Source organism: Nguyenibacter vanlangensis (genome assembly GCF_038719015.1).
Taxonomy (GTDB): domain Bacteria; phylum Pseudomonadota; class Alphaproteobacteria; order Acetobacterales; family Acetobacteraceae; genus Gluconacetobacter; species Gluconacetobacter vanlangensis.
Genome location: NZ_CP152276.1, coordinates 3,963,922 through 3,982,494 on the forward strand (window position 1 = coordinate 3,963,922; position 18,573 = coordinate 3,982,494).

The 18,573-nt window shown below is 66.5% G+C and carries 14 protein-coding genes and 1 pseudogene; 8 read left to right on the plus strand and 7 right to left on the minus strand.

Going from position 1 to position 18,573, the window contains the following annotated elements:
- The first annotated feature begins 69 nt into the window (after nt 1–69).
- A complete protein-coding gene (locus tag AAC691_RS18505; RefSeq protein ID WP_342628020.1) occupies nt 70–309 on the plus strand; it encodes a ribbon-helix-helix domain-containing protein in 240 nt (79 codons plus the stop codon).
- Nucleotides 310–732, plus strand: a complete 423-nt coding sequence (locus AAC691_RS18510; RefSeq protein WP_342628021.1) for a putative toxin-antitoxin system toxin component, PIN family — start codon at nt 310–312, stop codon at nt 730–732. It begins immediately after the preceding gene.
- Between the two features lie 144 nt (nt 733–876).
- Here the strand turns inward: AAC691_RS18510 and AAC691_RS18515 are convergent, their stop codons facing one another.
- The 7 genes and pseudogenes from AAC691_RS18515 to AAC691_RS18545 all read right to left on the minus strand — a co-directional run bounded on the left by AAC691_RS18515 (nt 877) and on the right by AAC691_RS18545 (nt 11,517).
- The gene (locus tag AAC691_RS18515) at nt 877–2,109 is read right to left on the minus strand and encodes an amidohydrolase family protein (protein ID WP_342628022.1); all 1,233 of its coding nucleotides are present in this window, start codon (nt 2,107–2,109) and stop codon (nt 877–879) included.
- A 59-nt stretch (nt 2,110–2,168) separates the two neighbouring features.
- The gene (locus AAC691_RS18520; protein WP_342628023.1) at nt 2,169–3,506 is read right to left on the minus strand and encodes an MFS transporter; all 1,338 of its coding nucleotides are present in this window, start codon (nt 3,504–3,506) and stop codon (nt 2,169–2,171) included.
- Nucleotides 3,503–4,150: a TetR/AcrR family transcriptional regulator gene (locus AAC691_RS18525; protein WP_176639101.1), complete on the minus strand. Its 648-nt coding sequence runs from the start codon at nt 4,148–4,150 to the stop codon at nt 3,503–3,505. Before AAC691_RS18525 ends, AAC691_RS18520 begins: the two co-directional genes overlap by 4 nt.
- 79 nt (nt 4,151–4,229) lie before the next feature.
- Nucleotides 4,230–4,721: a GAF domain-containing protein gene (locus tag AAC691_RS18530; RefSeq protein ID WP_342628024.1), complete on the minus strand. Its 492-nt coding sequence runs from the start codon at nt 4,719–4,721 to the stop codon at nt 4,230–4,232.
- A complete protein-coding gene (locus tag AAC691_RS18535) occupies nt 4,721–7,081 on the minus strand; it encodes a TonB-dependent receptor plug domain-containing protein (RefSeq protein ID WP_342628025.1) in 2,361 nt (786 codons plus the stop codon). Before AAC691_RS18535 ends, AAC691_RS18530 begins: the two co-directional genes overlap by 1 nt.
- Nucleotides 7,082–7,341: 260 nt before the next feature.
- A pseudogene (locus AAC691_RS18540) lies at nt 7,342–7,704 on the minus strand (GNAT family N-acetyltransferase); the annotation flags it as partial.
- 372 nt (nt 7,705–8,076) lie between these two features.
- Nucleotides 8,077–11,517 carry a transglutaminase family protein gene (locus AAC691_RS18545; protein ID WP_342628026.1) on the minus strand — a complete coding sequence of 1,147 codons (3,441 nt, stop codon included), beginning with the start codon at nt 11,515–11,517 and terminating at the stop codon, nt 8,077–8,079.
- A gap of 261 nt (nt 11,518–11,778) precedes the next feature.
- Here AAC691_RS18545 and AAC691_RS18550 point away from each other — a divergent pair, with 261 nt between their 5' ends.
- From AAC691_RS18550 to AAC691_RS18575, 6 genes are all read left to right on the plus strand, one after another.
- Nucleotides 11,779–13,320, plus strand: a complete 1,542-nt coding sequence (locus tag AAC691_RS18550) for a circularly permuted type 2 ATP-grasp protein (RefSeq protein ID WP_342628027.1) — start codon at nt 11,779–11,781, stop codon at nt 13,318–13,320.
- 35 nt (nt 13,321–13,355) lie between these two features.
- On the plus strand, nt 13,356–14,363 hold the full coding sequence (locus tag AAC691_RS18555) for an alpha-E domain-containing protein (protein ID WP_408904642.1): 1,008 nt from the start codon (nt 13,356–13,358) through the stop codon (nt 14,361–14,363).
- A 10-nt stretch (nt 14,364–14,373) separates the two neighbouring features.
- Nucleotides 14,374–15,714 carry an FAD-dependent oxidoreductase gene (locus AAC691_RS18560; RefSeq protein WP_342628028.1) on the plus strand — a complete coding sequence of 447 codons (1,341 nt, stop codon included), beginning with the start codon at nt 14,374–14,376 and terminating at the stop codon, nt 15,712–15,714.
- Between the two features lie 93 nt (nt 15,715–15,807).
- Complete coding sequence (locus tag AAC691_RS18565) at nt 15,808–16,293, plus strand: low molecular weight protein-tyrosine-phosphatase (RefSeq protein WP_342628029.1); 486 nt, start codon at nt 15,808–15,810, stop codon at nt 16,291–16,293.
- 102 nt (nt 16,294–16,395) lie between these two features.
- Complete coding sequence (locus AAC691_RS18570; protein WP_342628030.1) at nt 16,396–17,523, plus strand: PQQ-dependent sugar dehydrogenase; 1,128 nt, start codon at nt 16,396–16,398, stop codon at nt 17,521–17,523.
- A gap of 185 nt (nt 17,524–17,708) precedes the next feature.
- Nucleotides 17,709–18,572, plus strand: coding sequence for an ABC transporter permease (locus AAC691_RS18575; protein WP_323990019.1), 864 nt, complete (start codon nt 17,709–17,711; stop codon nt 18,570–18,572).
- Nucleotide 18,573: the final 1 nt, after the last annotated feature.

Genomic DNA, 18,573 nt, shown 5'->3' on the forward strand with positions numbered 1-18,573 from the left:
GACATGGAAAATTTCACAAATTGGCAAAACCGGTGTATAGGTGTTTATCTGCCGATCTGGGGGTAAGCCATGTCCACCATCCGCTGGAATGTCGCGATTTCATCTGAAGTGGATCAGTCCGTTCGCATGTTTCTCGCCGCCAATGGAGGGGGGCGCAAAGGCGACCTGTCCCGTTTTATCGAAGAAGCCGTGCGGTCCTACCTGCTGGAACAGGCTGTAGACCAAGCCAAGAGAGCGACCCAGGATATGAGCGAAGCTGAACTGGCCGATTTGGTGAATGAAGCCGTGCAGTGGGCACGCGGGCACTGAATGCGGGTTGTTCTGGATACCAATATCCTTGTTTCCGCTCTGATTTACCCTTGTGGTGCCCCTGACGCGATCTATCGCGCCTGGCGGGCGCACCGCTTCGATCTGGTCACGTCCACGACCCAGCTTGAAGAACTCAGGCGCGTCAGTCGCTATCCCAAACTCCGACCGATTCTGCCGCCTCACCGTGTCGGGGCGATGATCAACAATATGCGCAAAGTATCTGTGGCCGAGCGGCTCCCTGCCTTACCGGCTGACGTGACGATCAACGATCCCGACGATACCTTTCTCCTGACGATGGTGCTGGCGTTCGATGCCGATTACCTCGTAACCGGCGATCATCGTGCCGGTCTGCTGGAGAAGGGCCGGTTTCAGAGAGCACGCATCGTTACCCCCTCAGAGTTCTGTTCCATCGTCCTTGGTTGAGTGGTTTCAGGCCAGTTTTGGCCGCCGGCCGCGCCGGCGTTCCGGCAGGCGGATGACGGGCGGCCTCGGTCGAGGATGTTCTGGCTCTGACGTTGGAGGCGCTGTTATTTTGTGAAGGACATGCCCGATGTGGCGTTTCCATTTTCAATGAAGAAGGAGGTCATTCCGATAGATTATGCCGCCCTTCATGACGATTTTGATGTTTCGGGCATTGCCGAGGATGTCTGCGTGCGCCAGGGGGTTGCCGTCCACCACGATGAGATCGGCTGCTGCGCCGGGTTGTACGATACCGAGTTTTCCTTCCATACCAATCAATTTGGCAGCGATTGTCGTCGCACTTGCAACAATGTCGAATGCGGGCAGCACGCGGGCGCGGATGGCGAATTCCTCGTTCTGCCGGGGATGGGCCGCACCCAGGAGGTCCGTTCCAAACGCCATCGTCAGTCCGGCCTCCTGCATGATCGCAAGGCTTTCCATGCCGCGGATCCGGACATCGGCGACCTTGGCGATCGACACCGGGGGCAGTCCGTATCTGTGTCCGTCGCTTGCCAATGCCTCGTATGTCACGAGCGTGGGGACGGCGATCGCACCGCGGCTTGCCGCCAGCGCCGCGGTGGGCGCATCGATGTTGTTGCAGTGTTCCAGCGAGTACACGCCTGCGCGCACAGCACGTTCGATGGCGTCGGGCATGTAGAGATGCGCAGCCACGTACGTGCCGTTGTCGCGCGCCTCCTGCACCGCCGTCTCGATCTCCGCCACGGAATATCCCTGCGCGGCGATCGGATCGGTCGGTGACGATACGCCGCCATTGGCCATGATCTTGATGAACTGGGCGCCCTCGCGCATCGTCTCGCGCACCGCGACACGCACCTCGTCCACGCCATCGGCCACGCGGCCCAGAGCGCCAAAATTGCGTGCCCAGCGCTTGGCGTCATACGTATCGTAACGAATCCGGTTATCCGCATGCCCGCCCGTGCGGGAGAGGGCCTTGCCGCAGACGATGAGGCGGGGGCCGACGATATGCCCTTCCTCGATCCCCTCCGCCAGACCACGCGTCGCGCCGCCGACATCACGTACTGTGGTGAAGCCGCGCGCCAACATGCCCTTCATGATCGGAAGCGAGCGGGCCATGGCGAGCGCATCCGGAAGCTGCGCGTTGGCGGTAAGATCCATCGTGCTGGCGACGACGTGAACATGGCAGTCGATCAGACCCGGCATCAGGGTCGCCCCGCGGAGGTCGATCACCTGTCCGGCCTTTTGGTCGAAGGCGGCATCGGTCGCGACGATCGTGCCATTCTCGACCAGGACATGGCCTTCGCGGGGCTCGCGCGCAGTGCAGTCGACGATCGACGCATTGCGAAACAGGATCTGGCTCATAACACCTCGGGTACGATGGATCTGATGATAAAGATGTCTGGGAAAAAGGTTTGCGGCCCCTAAAGCGCTTCGAGCACCAGGCGCTCGGTTCGCGGCCCGAAGAGCAGGACGACGCCGCCGCCGAGCAGCAGGGTCGCGGCGATCGCCGCGAAGACGCCGGGGACGCCGATATGCGGCATCGCTTCGGCCACCAGGACGGGCGAGACAATGGCCCCCAGGCGTCCGATCGCGGACGCGCTTCCGCAGCCGATCGCGCGGAGATGCGTGGGGAAAAGCTCGGGCGTGTAGGCGTAGAGACTGCCGTAGGCCCCGCTCAGACAGGCCGAGAGGGCGGAGGCGGCCGCGATTACGCCCGCATCGCTGCCCGCGATGCTGATCGCGCCGCCCGAGGCGACGCAACCGAGCAGAAACGACGTGATCGTCTGGCGACGGCCGATCACTTCGATCAGGGCACTGGCCAGAAGATAGCCGGGTAGCTGCGCCGCATAGATCAGTATCGAGAAGCCGAAACTATGCACCATCGTCATCCCGCGTGCGATCAGCAGGCTCGGCATCCATGTGAATACCGCGTAGTAGCTCGCTGTCAGGCAGAGCCAGACCGTCCATGCGACGAAAAGCCCGCGACGATGCCGCGCCGAAAGCAGGCCACCGCCGTAAGGCAGCACGGGGACAGGCAGTATCGCGGGCTCGGATAAGCCGGATACGGGACCCAGTACCGTGCCGCGTGCGGCGATCTGCGCCTCGATCCCGCTCATGACGCGCGCGGCCTCGTCGGGGCGCCCGATACTCTCCAACCAGCGCGGCGACTCCGGCAGCCGCCTGCGCCACCAGAGCAGCGCCAGCACGGGGAGTGCCGTCAGGCCGATCGCCTCGCGCCAGCCTGCGGGGCCGCTCGGCACCACGATCCAGCCGATCACGGCCGCCGCGACGAAGCCGCAGGAGAAGAACGCCGCCAGCGCGCTGACGAAGGCGCCGCGATATCGCGCGGCCACGAATTCGCTGAGATAAGGCGCCACGATGGCGGATTCCGCCCCGGTCCCGAGGCCCGCCAGGATCCGGCTGGCGAGGAACGCGGGATAGGACGATACGAGCGCGGAAATGCCCGAGGCCACGCAGAACACCGCCAGGGCCCCCATCATGACCCCACGGCGGCCGAACCGGTCCCCCACCGCACCGGCACCCAGGGCGCCGAAGAAGAAACCGATATAGGTCGCGCTGCCGACCAGGCCGAGCCTGGCCCCGCTCAGGGCCCATTGCGTCTTGAGCACCGGAAGCACGAAGGCGATGATCGCGGAATCGAGGCCGTCGAACGTATAGCCGGCGCCCCCGATAAGAAGCAGCACGAGATGGAAGCGCGAGAACGGCAAACGTTCGATCCGCTGGCCGATGGTGCTCATGGCGGTGCGCCGCGGGCGGCCGCGATCTCGCGGCGGAACAGGGCACGCCAATAATGCAGCAGGTCGTCGAAATAATCCTCGTCCTGCCGCAGCACCTGCTGCGCGACCATGCCGCGCATCAGGCACATCGTCGCGTTCAGGATCGTCCGTGCCTGTTGCGGCGTGAGCGAGGTGCTTCGGGCGAGATGCTCCCAGATGCGATCGAGCGCCGCATGAAACGTCGCCACGACCGGTATCAGGCGCAGCCGGAAGGCCTGATTGTTGCGGGCCTCCGGCAGATACTCCAGCGTGACGTGGAACAGCCGTTTCGCCATCATCTGCCACAGATAATCGACGATACGGTCGGTATCGATGGGAAGAAGCTCGATCCTCGAGGCGAAATCTTCCAGCGCCGAGGTCGCCTCGCTCAACTGCCACGAGATCGCGGCGACCACGAGGTCTTCCTTGTGCGCGAAATGATGGGTCAGCGCCCCGCGCGATACCTGCGCCCGTTCGGCCACGTCCTGCGTGGTCAGGCGGGTGTAGCCGTTCTCATGGAGAAGATCGATCGTCGTCTCGAGCAGCGCCATGCGCGTGGTCTCGCTGCGCTCGGCTTGCGAGCGCCGGCCGCCGGATCTCGTCTCCCGCCGCAATTGCACCTCCATGATGAATCTCCGGTCGCAGATCAAGCACGCGGGAGTGTAGCGGTGGGGTGGCCATCCCGCCAAGCCGCCGGGCGCCAGGTCATCCGTACGTCGCCAATAGGCCGCGGGCGATCAGCGGCGCCGTTGCGAGCTGAACGAGCGTTTCGAAACTTCTGAGATCGACGGAAACGAAATGGCGGGCGTCGTGCAGCAGATTGATCGTGCCGATCACCGTACCGTTCCAGCGCACCGGGAAATTGACGGCGCTCGCGCAACCGAGGGATGCGATGATCGCGTGGTCCGCATAGGCCGCCCGCACCGCATCCTCGTCCGGAGCATGAAAGATGCGCGCCTCGAACAGCGCGGCTTGGGCCCAGGGCGCGTCTGCCACCGGCTTCGCCCCGCCGATCGGATAGCGGGCCGGGTCGTTCGTCCAGACGCGCCGGCAAAGGGCCGCTTCCGGATCGTGCTGCAGGATCGTCGCAAGCCGATATCCCGGATCGTCGAAAAAGGCCGCCATCAGAGCCGAGAAGCCCGCATCGGGTTGTGGCGTGTCCGCGAAGGCGCGCAGGACGCCGGCGACGGATCGCATCAGAATTCCGCCCCCACCGTCACCATCGCCGAGAACGGCGCGGCGACATAATAGGAGGGGGTGTTGCCGGCGATCGTGGTGCCGTAGATCCCCTTCGTCATCCGTGCGTTCGGCTGGATAACGGCGACCTGGCTCAGATACGGGACATCGGAGAGATTGGCCAGATTGAGCCGGATGCTCGGTTTGTGCAGCATGCCCATGTTCGGCAGACGGTAGCCCAGTCCGAGATCGACCGTCTTGTAGGCGGGCATCGACTGGTCGTTCATGAAAGTCGCATACTGGCTGTCGACCCATTTGAACGTCAAGTTGGCGAAGAACGGGCCGCGCGTGTAATTGACGCCGAGCGTGGTGATGAATTTCGGGCTGGCGACCATGGTCCGCCCCTTCGTCGGCAGGAGATCGCGTCCTACGGCGAGGTTGTTGTCGAGGCGGGCATCGAGGTACTGGCCGTTCACATAGGGCGAGAATCCCAGGAACGGCTTGAGCGCCACTTCGGCCGTCACGCCGCGGATCGTCTCGCCGCCGGCGGAGATGGCCTGCTGGACGGGTGCGCCGTTCAGATAGGTCAGCGCCACGAGCTGTCGGTTCGTCAAGTTCATGTTGAACAGCGCCATGTCGAAATCGAACATGCCATGATAACGCATGCCGATTTCCTCGCCGATGCTGTATTCGGCGCGCGCGGAGGGATTCCCCGCCGACGTCACCTTGCCCGTCGTGACGTTGAAGGAGGTCGGATAGGTGCTCAACGTCACCGGCGGCCGCGTGTTCGTCGTGCCGTTGACGTAGAGCTGGACCTGCCGGTTCACCTGCCAGGACATTGCGACACGCGGCATCGGCTGCGTGATCGCCGACGAGTAATGATAGGGCGCGCCCGGCAGCTCGTTGGTGCCGGAGAGATAATACATCATCGCCTTCAGCCCGGCCGTGAGCTTGACCCGATCCTGGAACAGGCTCTGCGTGTCGGAGACGTAGAATTCGTTGATCTGCGAGCTTTCCTGGAAATGGTTGCCGGTATAGATCGCCCCGTTCGGCGCGCGGAGGACGTATTTGCCGAAAGCGTTGGGAGAATTGCCGTCCGAGTCGAGCGGCGTGTAGCCGCCGACCTGCTCCATGTTCCAATGGTCGTACCAGTACCCGGCGATCAAGTGGTTCGTGGTGGTCGGGTCGTATTGCACGTATGCGTTGACGCCGGTTGCGAACTGCGTCTGGTTGGAATGAACCATTGCCGGCGTAACGGCGCTCGGAAGCCCCGGATCGACCTTCTGATCGCCGAAGTAGAAAGCATTCCTGTTGATGGTCGTCTGGCCAGGGCTGTCCACCTGCGTCCAGTGAAAATACGGCGTGATGTGCAGTCTCAGATTTTCGGCAAGCGCGACTTCGTTCTGCCATGACAGGAGAACGTTCTGCCGGTTGTATACGTAAGATTTCCAGTAATTCGTGGTCTTTCCGGGGAGGTAATTCGATGCATAGGTATTTTGGGAGAAATTGTCTCCGGCCGTGTTCGATGCCTCCCAACCGGCGAGGGTGAAGGGCGCGAGGCGGGCATTGTCCCAATCCGAATATGAGATGAAGAGCGACGATTTCGCGCTGTCACGCCATTCCCTGACCGCCTTGAAATCCACATGATCGCGCGTGTTGCGTCCGGGGCCCGTGTAGTTGTCCGCAGCCGCCCGCGCGTAGGACGCGAACAGCCTGATGCCGGAATGACCGATCTCGCCGCTATCGGCACGGGCGAAGACACGCTGTCCGCGAAATGAGCCGTAGCTGTAATCCACCATGGCCCCGCGGCGGCGCGACGGGTCGCGGACGGATTCGATCAGTTCGCCGCCGGATGCGGTTTGAACGGGATCATTGATGCGCGATGTGCCGGCGATCAGGGTGATGTCGGAAATGTTCTCGTTGTCGGCCCAGGTCTCGGTGTATGGCCAGTAATAGGCCTGATCGACCCCGGGCGCCCCCTCGATGGTCCAGCCCATTTCCGTCGAATCGAGTCCGCGCACCGAAATATTGTTTCGGACCGACAGACCATAAGCGTCCGAGGAGCCGAAATTCACGCCCGGCAGGGACGCCGCGATCTGCAATGGCGACGAAGCGGCACCGCGCTGCTGAATGGCCGTTGCGCTGATCGAGTTTGTCGCCTCGGGTGCATGCTGACGCTTCATGAGCCCACCGGCGAGGGTTCGCGCGGCACTGACCTGTATTTCTTCCGGGTCTTGCTGCAGGGAGGCGGATGCCGGTTTCTTGGCCACGCCGTGCGCGGCCTTGGAGGGCGCCCCCAGTGCCCCGGAAACAGGGGGTGCGACCTGCGTCAGCACCGTGGCGCAGAGCAGGATACCGGGGCTGGAGACGATCTTGCGCATTGTGCTGATTGCCTTGGCGAGGGGGTGGTTCGCTTCATTATCGCCCTACGAATCGATATCGCAACTAAAAACATACGAGTCGGTTCGTTTTTGCGTGGGCACTGTTCAGTGCGCCGCCACGATCGGGGCGTAATTTTGCAGCCGCGCCCGAATGGCTTCAGTGCGAAGGAAACGTCCTGACCGATCGCGATTCAGATGTCCAATGCACGCAATGCGGTCCCATGCCTTTCCCCCCCCATCTACAGTAGGCGGACGGCCGGTTACTGGTCATGATTGCCGCTCGATTCGAGCAGCAGGTAATCGCCTTCGGGCGCCGAGCCGGTGCCTATCTCGACGAAGTTGCAAGCACGATAGAACGCCATCGCCGGCTGGTTGGCGAGCAGGCACTTGAGCCGGTAGCGTTTCGCCGGCCAGCCCGGCAGCGCGCGTAACAACGCCCGGCCGACGCCGCGCCGAAAATATGACCGTTCCACGTGCAGGTGGTGGATGAAATCATCCGGCTCCCAGAGCGACATGAAACCAGCAAGCCGTCCCCCTTGTCCATAAGCGACAAGCAGCCTTTCCCCGTCGGTCTGCGCGTCGAAGTCGGCCAGGGCGAATGCGCTTTCCGGTTGCCATGCAAAGGTTTCACGCCGCGAACGTAGAACAGTTCGCGCAGGGCCGGCCTATCTTCGGCGACACCATCACGTATGAAAATCGTCATCATTCTCTTGTCTGGCTGGGAGAATCCGGGAATGCAAGCTTCCGTATCCTCTTCCCCAACCCGGGGGTGAAGGGGACGATTATCCCCTTCCGGGTGTAGGGCAGCGCCCTGCGTCTCCACCCCCGTTAGAGCGCATCTTGACCTGTTCAAACGAGTCCGTTTGAACGGGACTTGCTCTGGTGTCCTGCCGAGAAATTCTTATGAGAATTTCTCGGACCAGCAGGCCACTAAAATATTGATTCTAGTGTCCTTTCGATTCCGAAATTCGCTTGCGAATTTCGGAATCAGGACACTAGGCGAACCGTCGCAGGTCCAGCGTGCGCGGCTGCTCCAGCGAGCGGGCGGGCACGGGGGCCGCCATGGGGCCCACCGTGTGGCCGAACGGGAAGAAGCGCGTGCGGCGCCGCGCCTCGGCCTCGTTCGCGTTCACCGGCCGGGTTTCGTAATTGCGGCCGCCCGGGTGTGCGACATGGTAGGTCAGGCCGCCGATGCTGCGGCCGGTCCAGCCGTCATACACGTCGAAGACAAGCGGCGACTGTGCGCCCACGGTCGGGTGCAGGGCGCTGGGCGGGTTCCAGGCCTTGAAGCGTACCCCGCCGACATATTCGCCCTGCCGGTCGGTGCGGGTCAGCGGTATGCCCACGCCGTTGCAGGCCAGCACGTAGCGTTCGTCCACCCAGCCCGAGACGCGGACCTGCACCCGCTCGGCGGAACTGTCGACATAGCGGACGGTGCCGCCCGAGCCGGGTTCCTCGGCCAGGGTGTGCCATGGTTCCAGCGCGTGGCGCAGTTCCAGCGTCATGCCCAGCAGCGGGATCGTGCCGATTTCGGGGAAGCGGAATTCGAAATGCGGCGCGAACCAGGCTGCGTCCAGCGGCGCGCCCAGCGCGCGCAGTTCGGCGATCGCGTCCTCGAAATCCTGGCGGACGAAATGCGGCAGCATGAAATCGTCATGCAGGCGGGTGCCCCAGCGGACCAGGCGCCGGTCATAGGGCTGGTTCCAGAAGGCCGCCACCGCCGCGCGCATCAGCAGCATCTGTGCCGCTGCCATCTGGTGATGGGGCGGCATTTCGAAGGCGCGATATTCCACCAGCCCCAGCCGGCCGGAGCTGCTTTCGGGGGCATAGAGCTTGTCGATGCAGAATTCGGTGCGGTGGGTGTTGCCCGTCATGTCCGCCAGCAGGTTGCGGAACAGCCGGTCGGTCAGCCAGGGCGGCGTCGGCTGGTCGGGCCGCACCTGCGCGAAGGCGATTTCCAGTTCCGCGACGCTGTCGCCGCGGGCCTCGTCCACCCGGGGGTGCTGCGAGGACGGGCCGATGAACAGCCCGCTGAACAGGTAGGACAGCGCGGGATGGTTGTGCCAGAAGCCCAGCAGCGATTTCAGCAGGTCGGGCCGGCGCAGGAACGGGCTGTCGCCGGCGCGGGCGGCGCCCATGACCACGTGGTTGCCGCCGCCGGTGCCGACATGCCGCCCGTCGACCATGAATTTCTCGGCCACCAGCCCGACCTGCCGCGCCTGTTCGTACAGTTCCTGGCTGCGGGTGACGTGCTCGTCCCAACTGGCGGCGGGGTGGACATTCACCTCGATCACCCCGGGATCCGGCGTGATCGAGAAATTCAGCAGGCGCGGGTCGCGCGGCGGCTGGTAGCCCTCCAGCACCACCTTGCGGCCGAAGGCGCGGGCCGTGTCCTCGATCGCCGCGCAGAGATCCAGCCAGTCCTCGGCCGCGTAGAGGGGCGGGAAGAAGACGTGCAGGATGCCGCCCCGGGCCTCGACCGCGAGGGCGGTCCGCACCAGTTCGGGCTCTTCGCGGCCGACCGCGACCAGATGCTCGGCGATCGCGCGGTCCAGGCCGATCCGGCCGCCACCGGGATGAGGGGGCAGGGCGGGTAGGTCGGACAGTTCGGGTTCAGCCCCGTCCGGAATGCTGCCCGGAATGCCCGGAATATTGCCCGGAACATTGCTGGGAACGCCCTGGCGCATCCATTCCGGCGCGCCGTTGCCGGCCGGCCCGGCCCGGCGGGCCAGGCCCGGATGGGGCGGCAGCGGCGCGACGGGCGCGAAGGGGTCGCGCGCCATGTCCTGGTCGATGCTGCCGTCCTCGGCCCAGAGCAGGCTTTGCAGCGGCAGGCGGAAGCCGACCGGCGCGTCGCCCGGGACCAGGAACATCAGGTCGCCGCGGAAGAACCAGCGCCCGGACTGCCAGCGCCGTACCCCGTCGCGCACCACGACGCGCAGCGGCAGCACGCTGCCCACCGGCATGTTCAGCCCGTGGCCATAGACCCGGGCCAGGCGCTCGCGTTCCAGCGGATCGCGCAGCTTGGCGTCCTCGACGATCACGTTGGCGGGCAGGCGGTGCTCGCGCCACAGATAATAGTGGATGTCCTCGTAGGCCGGGCTGACCAGGCCGGGATCGACCTGCAGCCGTTCGGCCAGCGCGCGGCAGAAGGCGGCGGCGTCCTGTTCGGTCGCGTCGTCGCGGTCATCGTCCGAGGCCAGCAGCGCCGGGTCGGTCCAGATCGGCTGGCCGTCGCGGCGCCAATGGCACAGCAGCGCCCAGCGCGGCAATTGCTCGCCGGGATAATGCTTGCCCAGCACGTGCTGGATCGCCGCCCCGCCGGACCAGAGCGGCAGCAGGCGGCGCAGCAGCCGCCCGGCATAGGCCCGCTTGGTCGGGCCCAGCGCGTCGACGTTCCATTCCGGCGCGTCCATGTCGGCGGCGGCGATGAAGGTCGGCTCGCCCCCCATGGTCAGGTCGACATCCCCGGCCTGCAGCGTCGCGTCGACCGCGCGGCCGGCCGCGAGGATCGCCTGCCATTGCGCGTCGTCATAGGGGCGGGTGGTGCGCGGCGTCTCGAGCACGCGGGTGACCGACATCGTGAAATCGAATTCGGTCTCGCATGGCTCGATCAGGCCGGTGATCGGGGCGGCGGAGGCGGGTTCGGGGGTCGCGGCCAGCGGGATGTGGCCCTCGCCGGTCAGCAGGCCGGACGTGGCGTCCAGGCCGATCCATCCGGCGCCGGGGAGATAGACCTCGGCCCAGGCATGGAGGTCGGTGAAATCCGCGCTGGGGCCCTCGGGGCCGGTCACGGGCTTCTGGTCCGCCACGAGCTGGATCAGATAGCCCGAGACGAATCGGGCGGCGAAGCCCAGGTGGCGCAGGATCTGTACCAGCAGCCAGGCGCTGTCGCGGCAGGAGCCGCAGGCGCGTTCCAGCGTTTCCTCGGGCGTCCAGACACCTGGTTCCATCCGTACGACATAGGCGATGCGCTGCTGGATCTGCTGGTTCAGCGCGACCAGCATGTCGACGGTGTGCCGGGGCGTGCGGTCGATCCCGTCCAGCAGGGTCGCGAGCAGGGGCCCCGGCGTCTCGCGGACCCGGTACGGCGCCAGTTCCCCGGCCAGCACGGGGTCATAGGCGAAGGGCCATTGTTCGGCCTGGGGCTCGAGGAAGAAATCGAACGGGTTGATCGTCGCCATGTCGGCGACCAGATCGACCGCGACGTCGAAATGGGTGATCCGCTCGGGGAAGACGACCCGCGCCTGGTAGTTGCCCGAAGGATCCTGCATCCAGTTGATGAAATGCGGTTTCGGCTCGATCCGCAGCGCGTAGGACAGGACGGGCGTTCGGGCATGGGACGCCGGGCGGAGCCGGATGGTCTGTGGTCCCAGCGAGACCGGACGGTCGTAGCTGTAGCGGGTGCGATGTGTCAGCGCGACATGCAGGGTCATGCATCGACCTTGGTCAGTGATCTTCCGGACGGACCTGTTCCGGTCCGGTGACGGTAGACCAGCTCGGCCGCCCGCGAACAGGGGAAATACCCAAAATTCACATCATCCGGCTCCGAAATGATCGCACTGTCGAGAGCGTGCCGATTGGCCCTTGGCGGCGACCCGTTTTCTTGCTTGGCTGTCTGGAAATCGGACCAGCAGGTGGGTGGACATGAATCCTTCGCGCCTGATCTCCCCTCATGCCGGGGAGAGCACGGGACAATGAGCGACCTGACAGAGCGCAACGCGCAGCCGGGGGCGGGCCTGTTCGTTTCCTACGACACGCCGGAATTTTTCTGCGAATTGATGAACCGCCGGGACATCCCCCCTGACGGCCCTCCGCCAGACGGCCCCCCCTCTGACGGCCCCTTTGGCGGCCCCCCCCTCGGCGGCCCCCTTGGCGGCGTGGCGGTGATCCGCGAGAGGCTGGCGCATTTCGGCCTGGGCGAACTGCGCCAGCGGGCCCTGGCGGCAGAGGCCGACCTGTATAACCTGGGCATCACCTTTACCGTCTATTCCGACCGGGACGCCATCGACCGGATCCTGCCCTTCGACCTGATTCCGCGCGTGCTGACCGCGGCCGAGTGGGACCATGTGGATCGCGGGGTGCGGCAGCGGGTCGCGGCGATCAATCATTTCCTGTGGGACATCTATCACGAGCGCCGGATCCTGCGCGACGGGATCATCCCGGCCGAACTGGTGCTGGGCAATGCCAATTACCGGCCGGAAATGGAGGGGCTGGACGTTCCGGGCGGCGTCTATGTCCATATCAACGGCACCGACCTGGTGCGGGACGGGGCGGGACGGTTCCTGGTGCTGGAGGACAATGCCCGTACGCCGTCGGGCGTGTCCTACGTCATCGAAAACCGCCACATGATGCTGCGCAGCATGCCGGACCTGGCCAGCGGGCTGGACCTGATGCCGGTCGACGAGTACGGGCCGCGGCTGCGCCAGGCGCTGGCCGAGGTGGCGCCCCAGGGCGTGGATGCCCCGCAGGTGGTACTGCTGTCGCCGGGCATCTATAATTCGGCCTATTTCGAGCATGTCTTCCTGGCGCGCGAGATGGGCGTGCCGCTGGTCGAGGGGCGCGACCTGGTGGTCGAGGACGGCCGCGTCTTCATGCGCACGGTCGCCGGGCTGCGGCCGGTCCATTCGATCTATCGCCGGCTGAATGACGATTTTCTGGATCCCGCGGTCTTCAATCCCGACAGCATGCTGGGCGTGCCCGGGCTGATCGACGCCTATCGCCGCGGCAACGTCACCATCGCCAACGCGGTGGGCACCGGGGTCGCGGATGACAAGGCGGTCTATGCCTACATGCCGCGCATCATCCGCTATTACCTGTCGGAAGAGCCGATCCTGTCGAATGTCGAGACCCATATCTGCGCCGAGGCGGACGGGCTGGCCTATACGCTGGCCAACCTGGAGCGGCTGGTCGTCAAGCCGGTGGGTGAATCCGGCGGCTATGGGCTGATCATCGGTCCGCATGCCAGCGCGCTGGAGATCGAGGAATTCCGCGCCAAGCTGATCGCCGATCCATCGAACTATATCAGCCAGCCGGTGATCGACCTGTCGGTCTGTCCGACGCTGTGCGAGGCGGGCGTCGAGGCGCGGCACGTCGATCTGCGCCCCTTCGCCGTGACGGGGCGTTCGACCTGGGTGCTGCCGGGCGGACTGTCGCGGGTGGCGCTGCGCAAGGGGTCGCTGGTGGTCAATTCCTCGCAGGGCGGCGGGTCGAAGGATACGTGGGTGCTGGCGTCATGAGCCAAATCATCGTCGATGCGTCGCCGGGCGGCGCGATGCCCAACCTGCTGTCGCGCTATGCCGAATGCACGATCTGGCTGGCGCGCTACATGGAGCGGATCGAGAACCTGGCCCGCCTGATCGACGTGACGGAAACCTTCGTGCGCACGCGCAGCACGGTCAGCGGCTGGCTGTCGATCATCCAGATCAACGCGGACGAGGAGCGGTTTTTCGCCCGCCACGACACGGCGTCGGAGGAGAACGTCGTCGGATTCTATGTCACCGACCGTGAGAATCCGAACTCCATCGTCTCGATCGCCCATGCGGCGCGGGAGAATGCCCGGTCGCTGCGGCCGCTGATCTCGACGGAGATGTGGACGCAACTGAACGTGTTCACCAACTGGATTCGCGGGCTGGGCGCCAGCGACATCCGCTCGGCCAATCTCTCCAGCCTCTGCGCCCGGCTGAAGCAGGATTGCCAGACCCATCACGGGATTACCGAGGGCACGTTCTATCGCGACCAGGCCTGGCTGTTCTATCTGATCGGCCGCAACCTGGAGCGCGGCGACCAGATCACGCGGCTGATCGATATCAAATATCATACCTTGCTGCCCAGTGTCGCCGGCGTGGGGTCGGAGCTGGATCTCGGCCAATGGGCCGCGGTGCTGCGCTCGGCCGCCGCCTATCACGCCTTTCGCCGCACCCTGCTGCCCGGGGACATGACGCCGGCCAATGTCGCGGGGTTCCTGCTGAAGAATGACGGATTTCCCCGTTCGCTTTCGACCAGCCTGCGGCAACTGCACTGGGCGATCGGCCATCTGCGGACCGATTACGGGCTGAAGAACGGCTATGCGGTGGCCGAGCGGGTTGAGGAGCTGCGCGCCACGCTGGCCGAGCAGACGATCAAGGACATCATCCTGCGCGGGCTGCACGAATTTCTGGACTGGGTGCAGCGCGAACTGCAGCTTGTGCAGAACGAGATTGCGCAGGCTTTCTGGCCGCCGGTCGTGCCGGCCGCCCTTTCCGCCGCCGGTCCCGCTGCGCAGGGGCAGTCCCAGGGCTGAGCGTGGCGTGATGTCGGGGAATGGCGTGACGGCCGGGGCGGGGCGCCCCCTGCCGGCCAGCCTGTATGCCGAGACCGCCCGCGCGGCGGCGCCGACCCCGGCGCTGGCCGCCGATATCGCGGTCGGCACCGTGCTGATCGGCGGCGGGATCACCGCGCTGTCGGCGGCGCTGCATCTGGCCGAGGCCGGGCATGACGTGGCGGTGCTGGAGGCCAATGTCCCCGGCTGGGGGGCGTCGGGCCGCAATGGCGGGCAGGTCAATCCCGGACTGAAACCGCCGCCGTCGCAGGTCGAACGCGATTTCGGCCCCGAACGCGGCGGCCGGCTGGCGCGGGCGGCATGGAACGCGCCCGACCTGGTGTTCGAGCTGATCGCGCGTCATGCGATCGATTGCGCGCCGGCGCGCGGCGGGACGCTGCGCGCGGCCACCGCCGACGACCAGGTGCCCGCCTTGCGGCAACTGGCCGAGGAGTGCCGGGCGCGGGGCGGTCCGGTTGTCTGGCTGGACCGGGCGGAGATCGCCGCGCGCACCGGCGCCACCCATTACCGGGCGGGCCTGCTGGATGCGCGCGGCGGGCAGGTCAATCCGCTGGGCTATGCGCGCGGCCTGGCCGAGGCGGCGATGCGCCGGGGGGCGGGGATCTATGGCGGCACCCGGGCCCTGTCGGTGCGCCGCATCGGCGGGGGCTGGCATGTTGGCACGCGGGACGGTTCGGTGCGGGCCGAGCGGGTCGTCTTCGCCACCAACGGCTATGCCGATGGCTTGTGGGATCGTCTGCGCCGGTCGGTGGTGCCGGTGTCCAGCGCGATCCTGGCCACCGCGCCGCTGCCGGAGGCCGCGCGCGCGCGCATCCTGGCGGCACGGGAAGTGCTGTACGAGCTGGGCGAGATCACCACCTATTACCGGATCGACGATGCCGGGCGGCTGCTGATCGGCGGCCGTTCGCAGTGCGGCGAGCGGAGCGGCCCCGATGCGTTTCCGTTCCTGAAGCGCCATGCGCTGCGGCTGTGGCCGTTCCTGCGCGATGTGGCATGGACCCATGGGTGGAACGGCCGGGTGGCGGTGACCCTGGACCATTATCCGCATTGGCACGAACCCCTGCCGGGCATTCTGGCCTGCGTGGGCTATAACGGGCGCGGCATCGCCATGGCGACCCTGCTGGGGCGCGAGATCGCCCGCCGCGCGCTGGGGGCGGCGGCCGAGGAGATGCTGCTGCCGCCCGGCGCGTTGCGCCCGATCGCATGCCACGGCGCATGGCCGATCGGGGTATCGGCCAAGATCCTGCAGGGGCGCGTGGCCGACGCGCTGTCGCGTCTGCGTTCGGGGGAGCGTTCGCGCGTGGGCGCCTGACGACGGGTCGGCTCGACAGCGCGGGCCGTCCCGGCCATCATCGGCGCCGCCGCCTGCCGCCGAAATCGTCCGCCGAAAGGAGCGTAGCGCGCAATGGTCTCCCGTCCTGCCGTGCTGTTCGTCTGTATGGGCAATATCTGCCGCTCGCCCCTGGCCGAGGCGGCGTTCCGAGCGGCGGCCGCGCGGCATGGGCTGGATGTCCGGATCGATTCGGCCGGCACCGGCGACTGGCACGCGGGCGATCCGCCCGACCGGCGGGCGCAGGCGGTGGCCCGTCAGGCCGGGATCGATATTTCCGGCTATCGCGCCCGGGCGGTGACCGTGGAGGATTTCCGCCGCTTCACCCATATCCTGGCGCTGGATCACGACAATCTGCGGACGTTGCGCGCGCGCCGTCCGCCCGACGCCACGGCGCATCTGTCGCTGCTGCTGGATCATGTGCCGGGCCATGCCGGCCGGCCGGTGCCCGACCCGTATTACGGACAGATCCGGGATTTCGAGACCACATGGGACCTTGTCTCGCAGGGGGCCGAGGCGCTGGCGCGCGCGCTGGCCGGTGCCCCGCCCCGGGATATCTGAACCATGGGGCGCATGTGGCGGCCGCCGGCCGTTCTTCTGCCAGCGCTTTTTCTGCCAGCGCTTTTTTTGTCGGCCCTTTGTCTGCCGGTCCTGCTTCTGTCCATGATGCCGGCCGCGGCGCGGGCGGCGCCGCCGGTCGACAGGCTGCGCCTGCCGCCGGGCTTTCATGTCGCGGTGCTGACCGACCGGGTGCCTTCGGCGCGGGAAATGGCGATCGGGGCGCAGGGCACCCTGTTCGTGGGGTCGATGTCCGCCGGGGCCGTCTATGCCGTGCCGCTGCTGCCGGGCGGCCGGGCCGGACGGGTGCGGGTGGTGGCGCGCGGCCTGACCATGCCGGTGGGCGTCGCCTTTCGCGATGGCGACCTGTACGTGTCCGAACCGCGCGACATCCTGGTGCTGCGCGGGATCGAGGACCGGCTGGACGATCCGCCCGCACCGGCGGTGGCGGTGTCCGGCCTGCCCTGGCGGGCGGGCGACCATGGCTGGAAATTCATCGCCTTCGGCCCGGACGGCAAGCTGTACGTGCCGATCGGGGCACCGTGCAATATCTGCGATGTCGGGCACCGGTTCGGCAAGCTGATGCGGATGAATCCCGACGGCACGGGGCGCGAGGATGTGGCCTGGGGCATCCGCAACAGCGTCGGTCTGACCTGGCAGGACCTTGGGCAGATCCTTGGGCAGCACCTTGGGCAGCACCTTGGACAGCCGGGCCGTTTCGTGTTGTGGTTCACCGATAACGGGCGCGACCTGATGGGGGACGATGTACCCAGCGACGAGCTGAACCGGCTGGACCATGCCGGGGAATCGTTCGGTTATCCCTATTGCCATCAGGGCGACGTGCCGGATCCGGTCTTCGGCCGGCTGCACGCCTGCGCCGAATTCACGCCGCCGGTGCTGAAGCTGGGGGCGCATGTCGCGGCGCTGGGCCTGCGCTTCTATGACGGGGCGATGTTTCCGCACGAATACCGGGGCGCGCTGCTGATCGCCGAGCACGGGTCGTGGGACCGCAGCCGGCTGGCGGGTTATCGCGTCATGACGGTGCGTTTCGGCGCCGATGGACGGGTGGCGTCCTATGCGCCGCTGCTCGACGGATTCCAGCAGGACCAGATCCCCTGGGGGCGTCCGGTGGATGTGCAGCCCCTGGCGGATGGCAGCGTGCTGGTCAGCGACGACCTGGCCGGGGCGATCTATCGCGTGACCTATGACGGCGCGGCGCGCGGCGCGCGGTAGGGCGCGCCTTGCGGCCGTCCGGCGCCTTGTCTAAGAGGCTGCTTCAGAAGCCCTGCGACCGGCGATCCGACGCGCGTTTTCTGTGCTCCGATGCCCAGGGCTTCTGATGCTCAGGGCTTCTGATGCCCAGGGCTTCTGAAGCAGCCTCCAGGGCGCGCACAGGGCAGGGGCGGTAAGGAGCAGCGATGGCGGAGACCGGCGGAAGCCCCGGAACGAACGGATCGGGCGCGGACTGCGTGCTGGACCTGATGCCCGAATCCGGGATCGGCTATCTGACACAGGCGCTGGCCGATATCGGGCGGGGCCTGGCAATGTGGCGGCTGGGCTGGGCGCTGGGCTGGGTGGATATCAAGCTGCGCTATCGCGGTTCGCTGCTCGGCCCGTTGTGGCTGACCTTCTCCACCGCCGTGATGGTCGCGGCCATGGGCCCGATCTATGGCCTGCTGTTTCATATGGACATGCGCACCTATGTGCCGTTCCTGGCGGTGTCGCTGGTGCTGTGGGGGTTCGTCAGCGGGGTCGCCAATGACGGGGCGACGATCTTTACCGGTGCCGCCGGGCTGATCCAGGCCGCGCGCCTGCCCTTTACGCTGCACGCGCTGCGGGCGCTGGTGCGCAACAGTCTGATCCTGCTGCATAACGTGATCGTCATCGTGGTGGTCTTCGCGCTGTGCGGCGTGGTGCCGGCCCACCTGGGGGGCGCGCTGCCGGCCGTGGCGCTGTGGGGGATCGACAGCCTGGCGCTGTCGCTGCTGCTGGGGGTGGTGGGGACGCGCTTTCGGGATATCCCGCCCATCGTGTCGAGCCTGATGACGATCGCCTTCTTCGTGACCCCCGTGTTGTGGGAGGCGCGGCTGGTGACGGTCGATCCGCGTTTCCTGCTGTTCAATCCGTTCTATGCGCTGCTGGACATCATCCGTGCCCCGCTGCTGGGCGCGCCGGCGGCGCTGTCGTCCTGGGTGGCGGCGCTGGCGTACAGCGTGCTGCTGTGGGTGGGCATGCTGCTGCTGTTCGCGCGCCTGCGGTCGCGGCTGGCATACTGGGTCTGAC